This window comes from Mordavella massiliensis, assembly GCF_016902415.1.
Lineage (GTDB): Bacteria > Bacillota > Clostridia > Lachnospirales > Lachnospiraceae > Merdimonas > Merdimonas faecigallinarum.
Genome location: NZ_JACJLV010000064.1, coordinates 1 through 8,513, shown reverse-complemented (window position 1 = coordinate 8,513; position 8,513 = coordinate 1). Strand labels below are relative to the sequence as shown.

Genomic DNA, 8,513 nt, shown 5'->3' with positions numbered 1-8,513 from the left:
CGTGACTGGGGACGGGGGATTTTTAAAAATCCCCCGTCCCCAGTCACGTAATTACGGCCAATATGGATTACTTTCATAGACATTTTGTGACACAATCGTAATCTCGTAATCAGAGTCTTCACTATCAGAAAACATTAAGGTAGCCTCACCGCTTATGATAAATGTATTACTTTTTGCATGCTCAATATCTGCCTCAACCTCATCCAGCATTTCCATCGTGTCTGAAAATTCTTTTTCTTCTTTTCCCTGTATAAAAGCCGTCACACACACTGCCAGTTCTTTTAAGGATACGTTGCTTCCCTTCTCCCGATAGATTACAACTCCCAGTATCTGGTGATTAACTGTGTCCGAGTTCACAGTCAAAAAGACTCCTTCAGAAACCTGATAACGCTCTTTGTGAATAAACGACGTAAGGATTCCTCCATACCCATTCACTTCCACTTGATTATTATCCCCCTCCTTCAGAAGCTTCATCTCATATCCCCGGTTTCTCATCCAGCTTACAAAAGTGTCTTTGTCTGTCAGAAAACGGACAAAATTGCAGGGCTCTCCCCATTCTTCCACGTCTTCTTTCTCTAATTTGTAGACAGTCTCCTGCCGACTTCCTAATAAGGTTGTCTCTTCATCCCTGATTTCCTCCACAGAAGATGCATGTTCTTTCACAAATGTAAGAAACTCTTGGTAGCGTTTACTGTCTCTGGGATAATTTCCCGCATAGACTACGCCCTCTTCCAGAACCCGCATATCTCTGCTTCTGCCGGAAATCTCCACTTCTAAAAGATCTGGATTATTTTGCCGGGTATTCTCACCCTGACCAGAAGACATCGCCTCTGACGGCACGGAAATTAATATTTCATATCCACCGGGAAGTGTCAGGCTATACATTTTTCCAAACAGATCCGTTTCATCCTTCTGAAAATCCAGGTTCACCATCCCTTCTGCTTCCTCTTTCGTCAGATAAGATTCAGAAAGAAGAACAGGTATCATCTTTTCCAGAAATTTGACGCAGCGTTCTCTGGAGCCCTGAAAAGAAATACTCTGCAGCTGGTCATCAGAAGGATCATATCTTACGCTCACCTCTTCTCCCGTCTTTCTTGTGTAATATTCTTCTGTCTTTGACAGATATGTGGTGATTTCCTTTTCATCATTCTTGTTTACAGAACCGGCCCCTCTCCAGTATTCTGCTGAAAGATCTAGTTTCTCTTCCAGGTCCATATAGTACTGCAATGCCTCCATCGCCGTATGGATATCCAAATAAAATCCTTTTTCTGTCCCATAAAATTCCGGACAATGCTCCATATCTTCTTCTTTTAGTTCATAATAGTTCTGACTGTCTCCACTGGATACATCATCCAGTTCTCCGTAAGTTTCCAGGAAAGTAAGAACCTTGTCATACTCGCTGGATTCCCTGGCCAGCACTGCTTCTTTAGTCCGGTCTTCATACTCATTTCTGTCTCTTTTCACCTGCCACAAGATCATCTCTTCGCGGTGGGTCTCTCGGTAGATCCAGAATCCTCCCACCGTGATTCCACATACCACTGCCAGGATCACAACCGCTGCCACCAGCCTTTTCAACAGATATCTTCTGCGTCTTTTCTTTCCGGACACGCCAGAACTCCTGGCAGTTTCAAGCCACGCAGTTCCCCAGATATGACGGGTTACTCCCATCCATTCATCCTCTGAAGTTTCAGAAAGCCCCATGCTTTCTTTCATATTCTGGATACTGAAAAACCTTCTCTGCGGTTCCATGGCAAGACCTTGCAGCAGGGCTTCTTCTACATTTGCCGATATCTTAATATACCGGGACGGTTTTTTCAGCCTGCCGGTCTTCTCCCGTTCCTCTGTTTCCGGCACCGGACGTCCTGTCAACATCTCATACCACATGGCACATACAGCATATACATCACTCCAGGGACCCGTGACCCCTTCCTTTTCTCTCTGCTCCGGAGCAAGGTAACGCGACCTCTCCCCTTTCGGAGCCGGCGCCCCTGGAGCCGCCAGATTGCCTTCTTCGGTTACCACCAGCGTATCCGGTGAAAGATTTCCTGCGATCATCCCCAGCGCATGGATCTGCTCCAGTCCTTCCAGAAGAGAAAGCCACAAAGACTCTACTTTTGTTTGCGTCATCCTGACATTCTTTTTACAGTAGTTTCTCAGTGTCTGCCCGGCCAGATACTCTGTGACCATATAACCACTTTCTTCTGATTCAAAATAGTCTCTGACGCCGGGAATCCCGGGAAAATCATATTTTCCAAACAGGAGTCTTGCCTCTTTTTCTCCCGTTTTCTTCCAGCTGTCTTTTGAATATACACGCAGCCACACTTTCTGCTCCAGTATCAGATCATACCCGATATAACGGACAAAATCTGTCCCCGCCATGCTTACGGCGCCCACCAGATACTTTTCTTTCAATATGGTATAGGGTTCCAGCCACTCCTCTTTCCAGTCATATTCCCAAATACCCTTGCGACAGGCAGGACAGACTGCTCCTTCTTCTATTTCTTCCATACAAAAAACACATCGTTCTCGACTCATTCTCCTACCCTCAAAGGCCAGTAATAAGGGCCTTTCGTATATCCGCCGGCATCATGTGGATAAAACTCATATCCCTTCAGCCCGTCTTCGGTCTCTCCTTTTCCAATATTGTAGCAGGAATTTCCCCTCGTCCATTCCTCAAAAAGTTCCGGCTCTTCTTCCTTTCTTGTCAGATAGGAGGCCACTGACCGCGCCAATGCCTCGGTCTCTTCTTCATTTTCTCCATCTCCGGCTGCCATAACAGAAAACAGTTCCTGATCAACCACGTCGCTTTGAAGGATCAGTACCTGTCCGTTTGGATTCTGATATCTACTTTCCCGCACAAACTTCGTCAGAACAGCACCATATTTTTCCACTGTTACTGTATTGGTATCCTTCTCATTTTGAAGCTCCAGTTCCTGTCCGTTCTTCTCAAGCCATTCCAGAAGTCCGTCCCTGGTTTCGTGCAGACGGAACTGGTTGCAGGGTTCTCCCCATTCCTCCACTGCTTCTGTCGGAAGAGTATATACCATGGATGTTCCCTGTTCCGGAAAAAACTCATTTGGTTCTGTCTCTTCTTCCGCGACAGCATTGTCTTTCACAAACGTCAGAAATTCCTGATACTTTTCCGTCTCTTTCCCATAATTGCCGGCATAACTTTTAAGAACTGCTTCTTCTTTCGCAATCCTGTACTGCCAAATGCCTCCGGCTGCTGCAATACAGACAATGACCACCGCGGCTATGATGATCATCACTTTCTTTTTTCCCTTTTTTTCTTCCTTCGGTTCCTCCTCCAAAAAGGCCTCTTTCAATTCCTTTACGGATCGGAATCGGTGGATCGGCGTCAGCTCCAGACCTCTGCAAAGGACTTTTTCTTCCTCCGGCGTGATCTCGGCGCCATAGGCAGACGGAAGATAAAGCTGGTCTTTCTGCATCCGTTCTATGGATGGCTGCGGACGCACTCCCGTCACCATTTCGTATAGGGTCGCACAGACGGCATAGAGATCTGTCCAGGGCCCCTGGGGGCCATGTCTTAAATACTGCTCCGGCGGTGCATACCCTCGCTTTACCAGCACAGTCATCGTTTTTTCCGTATCCAGGTACCCCCTGGCCGCCCCAAAATCAATCATTTTAAGAGTCCCGTTTTCCTGCATCATCAGATTCGACGGGTTAAAATCCCGGTGAATGATCCCCTTTTCATGTACTTTTTCCAGTCCATCCAATACCGGGAGCATCAGCTTCCAGGCCTCCTGAAAGGAAAGTGGCTCATCCAGACGCTCCAGATACCGGTCCAGTCCCATTCCCCTGACATGCTCCATCACCAGATACGCTGTCTCGTTTTCTTCGAACCAGTCCAGCACCTTTACTACCGACGGCACTTCTGACAGGGCGGACATTCTCCGTGCCTCAGAAAGGAAATCTTTCTTTCCTTTCTGATAAACCTTCCTGTCATTTTTCTCTCTGGGCAGTGTCAGGCTTACCTCTCCCTTTTCTGCATCCCGGTATGCCAGATCCATGGGAAAATATTCCTTGATCACCACAGTCTGCGACAGTTCCAGATTTCTCGCCAGATAAGTGATGCCAAATCCTCCGAATCCAAGCACCTGTCCGATTCTGTATTTACTTTTTAAAACTGTTCCTTCCCTCAGATTCCGAACCGCCATGTGTGCCTCCTATCTGGATCTGATATCCATCAATACCACATTTTCCTCCGACAAATACAGGCTGAGATAACAATTAGCATTCAGTTCAATGTATACCGAATCTTCCTCTTTCTTGAGATATGCCAACAGTTCCTGGATCTCTTCGTCAGAGAGCGCCGTCTCAGGAGCCAGGACATACAGAAATTTCGGAAGCAGTTTCTCAATTTCTCCCTTCTCGATACGCAGAGAAATTTCATTCACCCACCCAGTCTTCTCGTCAAAACAAATCTCTGCACTCCTGTCGCCATACCGGTATGTATCTGTCTGCTGTGCCGTGGTTGATATGGGATAAGAAGGGAGCGTGGAAACGTATACCGCCCCATAAAAGCTGGACTCCTTCTCTTCATATTCTCCAAGATAAGTCTCCACCGCCATCGCCGCAGTGTCCTTTTTTACCGCAAAACATTCTCCTGGGTCCTCGCTGTACTCCCAGTCTTCCATGGCCGGCTGCAGAAGGTTGTAGTCCTTTGTCCCATTCTCATACTCACTTACCTCATAAGCGTGTTCCTCCAGGTAAGCAATCGCCTCTTCATACTCTTTGCTGCCCTTCATTTCTACGGTCTTCCACTCACTGGTCAGCATCTCTGCGCGGTCCTGCTTTAACCGGTACGCCAGCACCTGCTCCGGATGTGTCCTGCCATAGATCCACAGACCTCCCGCGCCTGCTCCCGCGGCTCCCAGAAGCACCAGCAGTATGACTGATACACGTTTTACCCAGCGCCATACTCTGCTCCTTTTCTCCTCTCTGGCACTGCCTCTCTCCACTTCTGTGGTAATCTGAATCCAGAGCTCTCCCCAGATCCTACGGTCTTCTTCATCCTTCTCTCTCTCTGGATCTCCCAGCGCCGCCAGCAAATTTCCCATACTGAAATACCGTCTCTGGATCTCCAAAGACAATCCCCTGAGGAACACTTCTTCCATTCCCGCCGGCACATGGACATACTCTGACGGCGGCTTTAGCGTATCCTTTTTCATCCGGTCCGGCGCAGCCGGCGCCTTCCGTCCAGTCACCATCTCATACCACACGGCACAAAACGCATAGATATCCGTCCATGGTCCAATCTTTTCTTTTTCCTGATAAAGCTCCATCGGCGCATATCCGGGCTTTAATTCTTTTTCTGTACGCACTCCGCCTTTCCTGGCCGCTGCTCCAAGGTCGATAAGAGAAAGCTTTCCGTCTGCCGCAAACAACAGATTGTCCGGACTGATATCACAGTGAACGATCCCTTTGCTATGTAAGCCTGCCGCCGCCTTCATCACCGGAAGCAATAAGTCTTTTGCCTCACTGGCCGGTATCGTCCGGTGCTTTTTCAGATGTTCTTTCAGATTTCCACCCTCAAGGTATTCCAGTACCAGATATATGCGTTCATCCTCTCTAAAAAACTCTTTTTTCTTCACAAGCCCCGGGATTTCTCCGGCAGTTTCAAAGAGTTCCACTTCCCGTCCCGGCGTTTCTTTTTTATAGGCTTTTATGGCCACTCTCTCCCCAGTCTTCTCATCCCATGCAAGATAGGTCACGCCAAAAGCTCCTTCCCCCAGGGAAACGCCGATTAGATACCGGTCATGAAGCCTGGTATAAGGAGAGATCCAGCCAGGCTTCCAATGATACTGCCATGGCCCTTTTCCGCAGGCCGGACATTTCCTTTCTTCTGTATTCATTTCCTGCATACAAAAGATACACCGCTTTGTCTCCATGCATTACTTCCTTCCCAAATACTCTTCCAGTTCCTCCTGATGGCAGTAAGCATCCCGGTATACCTTATAAAGATAAAAATTCTGCCCTCTGGTCACCTGCCGGTCCACCTGCTCTTCCAATACGGCAAACGGATCCTTGCTTCTTAAAAATTCAATCACGAACCGGTCAAATCCTACCCCTGGATTCAGCTGTCCGAATCCACAGTTTTCCAGAATCCGGTTCATCCGCATCAGCGTGATTTTATTATCGTCATCCAGGGTAATCTTCATTTTCACAAACATCAGAAAGGTGATTAATGTCTCCCTGTTGATATCTCTCTTTCCGGTTATAAATTCCCGGAAAAAGTCTTCGCCGGACCGTCCTCTTTGATAAAGCTTTGCCGCCTTCTTCGCGTCCCTTTCATATTCCTGATCCCGGGCCTCATCCTTCTTTCTTTCTTCTTCTTCCTTTTCCCGCAGCTTCTTCAAAGCTTTCTGTTTTTGGGCCTCTTCCGGATTTCTTGTACAATATCCCAGGGAATGTGCAATACGGATCTTCAAATTTTCCGGCCAGTCTTCTACCGGGCCATACAGTTCAAACACCAGTTCCAGCCAGTCCACCGACACATAGCCAAAATAAAAATAGTTAAACTCATCGAAGATTCCACCTGGTGTCAGCGCTGTATTTTCTAAAAGTTCTCGTTTCTCCTCCAGGGTCATCCGGCCTTTGCTTTTCTGTGCATCTCTTTTGAGAGCTGTCAGCGGCTTCAGAAAATTTAACTCCTCCAAAGCCAACCGTTCCAGGTAGCCCCGCTCATCTTTATTAAGAGTATTGCCATATTGACGCAACATCCGTTCAGATGTTTCACAGCTCTCATAATAATTTTCGCATTTCTGCCTTATGTACAGATCCAGATATTTACAAAAATAATATCTGGCCTTTTCCCTCACCGCCGAAAAGTTCTCCACATTCTGATCCATAAACCGGTAGAAATCCTCGTCATTTTTGCTCTCAATGATCTCCGTTTCCATAAACCGCGTCAGCATTTCCGTCTCAAGGCTTCCGGAAGACGAATGATCCCGGACATAAGCCTCCAACTGCTTTAACGTAATCTTCCCGCCAGAAAACACCTGCTTTTCCGGATCGATCTTCCCTGTATAGCGTTCCATATAGGCCTGATATAGCTCCTTCCACTCCTCATAAGAAAGTCCATGGCTGAACGCATAAATAAGCCCCGCCTCATAAAGGCTCCTGGCATAAAGGCTTTCAAAGCCTTCCTCCTTCAGTCTTTCATTCACCTCTCCCAGGTCCATTTTCTGTGCAAAGCCCTCTGCCAGCACCGCAAGCCTTCCCGGCAGCGGATATTCCCCCTCGCCCGCCAGGAACCCTTCCCCGGAATCCAACACATTCATAGTCAACTCCGTAACCGCCGCCTCGAACAGATAACTTTTATCTTTCATTTATTTTTATTTCCTCCATTCTGCCAGACAATCTGCTGCTGTCTTTCCACCTCATAAACAGACAGATTTTTCCCGCCTAAATCTTCCTCAAACAGACTTACCCCATAGATTTGTGAATCATCGTATGTCTTATAATAGTATATCCCTTCCTGTGGCCGGATACAACAAGTATAAATTGTGGTCTCATATTTTCCTGCTTCCGTCCGCACAGATCCCCGCGCTATACTGACGCCGTTCAGGATATGAAAAAACTGCGAAATACTGGTTGCTTCATCCTGGTCACACACAGAGTTCCATTTCAGGAAAGAAGCCTTCACGAACCGGGAAGCCGGTGAAGCATCCCCGGGAAGCCCGATAGCCCCCATTCCCTCTCCATAAGGAGTAAGTCCACACTTCCCCGGAAAAGCTATCTCTCCCAGCCTCTTTGCAAACTGGTTTTCTGGTGTTTCCGGTGACAGATGTAGAAAATTTCGGATATAGTCCAGATAAAAAGGAAACGGAGGATTATTGGTCAGGACGCCGATGGGATTAGGATAAATTTTTATTCCTTCTTCCACTGCTTCCACTACATAACAACTGTCTTGATCGGCCAGCATCCAGTGCAGTGGAGCAGGCGGTATTGTTTCTGCAAATGCTTTTCCTGTGACCATAACCTTCCTCAGGTATTCTGCCGCATCTTCCGCATTGGAAAACCTCCGCAATATCCAGGGGATTATTTCATAGGATGCTATGTTTTCTTTTCCAATAGTTTCCTCCTGATACACCGCATTTTCAGGAAAATTTAATCCCGCCATACAAAGGCCCTTTTCATTGGCCGCCTCCGCGTACAAAGGATAGTGGTCTGTGATGTTCGCCATTCCGATCATAGCAAAGTGATTTTGCCCATCCTCATTCCCTTCAAAAGGGAAACGATAATTTCTCGGCGTTATAACAACCTGTTCTCCAAAAGAATATTCCAGATCCAGGTTCCTTCCAAAGTAAAATTCATCCGTCTGATAAGTAATACATGTACACATAAATAAGCTGTGCTCCTTTCTGCTTACTATCATAGACGATTCCCGGAAATGCTATATTTCATTCTCACAGAAGAGATTTCCTCTATTTATCGCATACTGTCCGCGTATTGACACCTTCCTTTTCCATCTGCTATCATATATTTGC

Annotated in this window: 5 protein-coding genes; all 5 read right to left on the bottom strand. The window is 47.0% G+C overall.

Annotated features, from left to right (window positions below; translation table 11 throughout):
• Positions 1-51: 51 nt before the first annotated feature.
• The 5 genes from H6A13_RS12035 to bsh are packed head-to-tail and all read right to left on the bottom strand — an operon-like array spanning position 52 to position 8,368.
• On the bottom strand, positions 52-2,535 hold the full coding sequence (locus H6A13_RS12035) for a serine/threonine protein kinase (protein WP_204909797.1): 2,484 nt from the start codon (positions 2,533-2,535) through the stop codon (positions 52-54).
• Positions 2,532-4,178, bottom strand: a complete 1,647-nt coding sequence (locus H6A13_RS12030; protein WP_204909796.1) for a serine/threonine protein kinase — start codon at positions 4,176-4,178, stop codon at positions 2,532-2,534. The genes H6A13_RS12035 and H6A13_RS12030 overlap by 4 nt, the downstream gene beginning before the upstream one ends.
• 9 nt (positions 4,179-4,187) lie before the next feature.
• The gene (locus H6A13_RS12025) at positions 4,188-5,912 is read right to left on the bottom strand and encodes a serine/threonine protein kinase (RefSeq protein WP_204909795.1); all 1,725 of its coding nucleotides are present in this window, start codon (positions 5,910-5,912) and stop codon (positions 4,188-4,190) included.
• Positions 5,913-5,915: 3 nt separating this feature from the next.
• Entirely contained in the window at positions 5,916-7,352 is a 1,437-nt protein-coding gene (locus H6A13_RS12020; RefSeq protein WP_204909794.1) for a hypothetical protein, read from the bottom strand.
• Positions 7,349-8,368, bottom strand: coding sequence for a choloylglycine hydrolase (gene bsh, locus H6A13_RS12015; RefSeq protein WP_204909793.1), 1,020 nt, complete (start codon positions 8,366-8,368; stop codon positions 7,349-7,351). Before bsh ends, H6A13_RS12020 begins: the two co-directional genes overlap by 4 nt.
• Between the last annotated feature and the right edge of the window lie 145 nt (positions 8,369-8,513).

Coding starts and splice junctions, on each gene's coding strand:
- H6A13_RS12035 (WP_204909797.1), bottom strand. CDS start 2,535: ATGAGTCGAGAACGATGTGTTTTTTGTATGGAAGAAATAGAAGAAGGA.
- H6A13_RS12030 (WP_204909796.1), bottom strand. CDS start 4,178: ATGGCGGTTCGGAATCTGAGGGAAGGAACAGTTTTAAAAAGTAAATAC.
- H6A13_RS12025 (WP_204909795.1), bottom strand. CDS start 5,912: ATGGAGACAAAGCGGTGTATCTTTTGTATGCAGGAAATGAATACAGAA.
- H6A13_RS12020 (WP_204909794.1), bottom strand. CDS start 7,352: ATGAAAGATAAAAGTTATCTGTTCGAGGCGGCGGTTACGGAGTTGACT.
- bsh (WP_204909793.1), bottom strand. CDS start 8,368: ATGTGTACATGTATTACTTATCAGACGGATGAATTTTACTTTGGAAGG.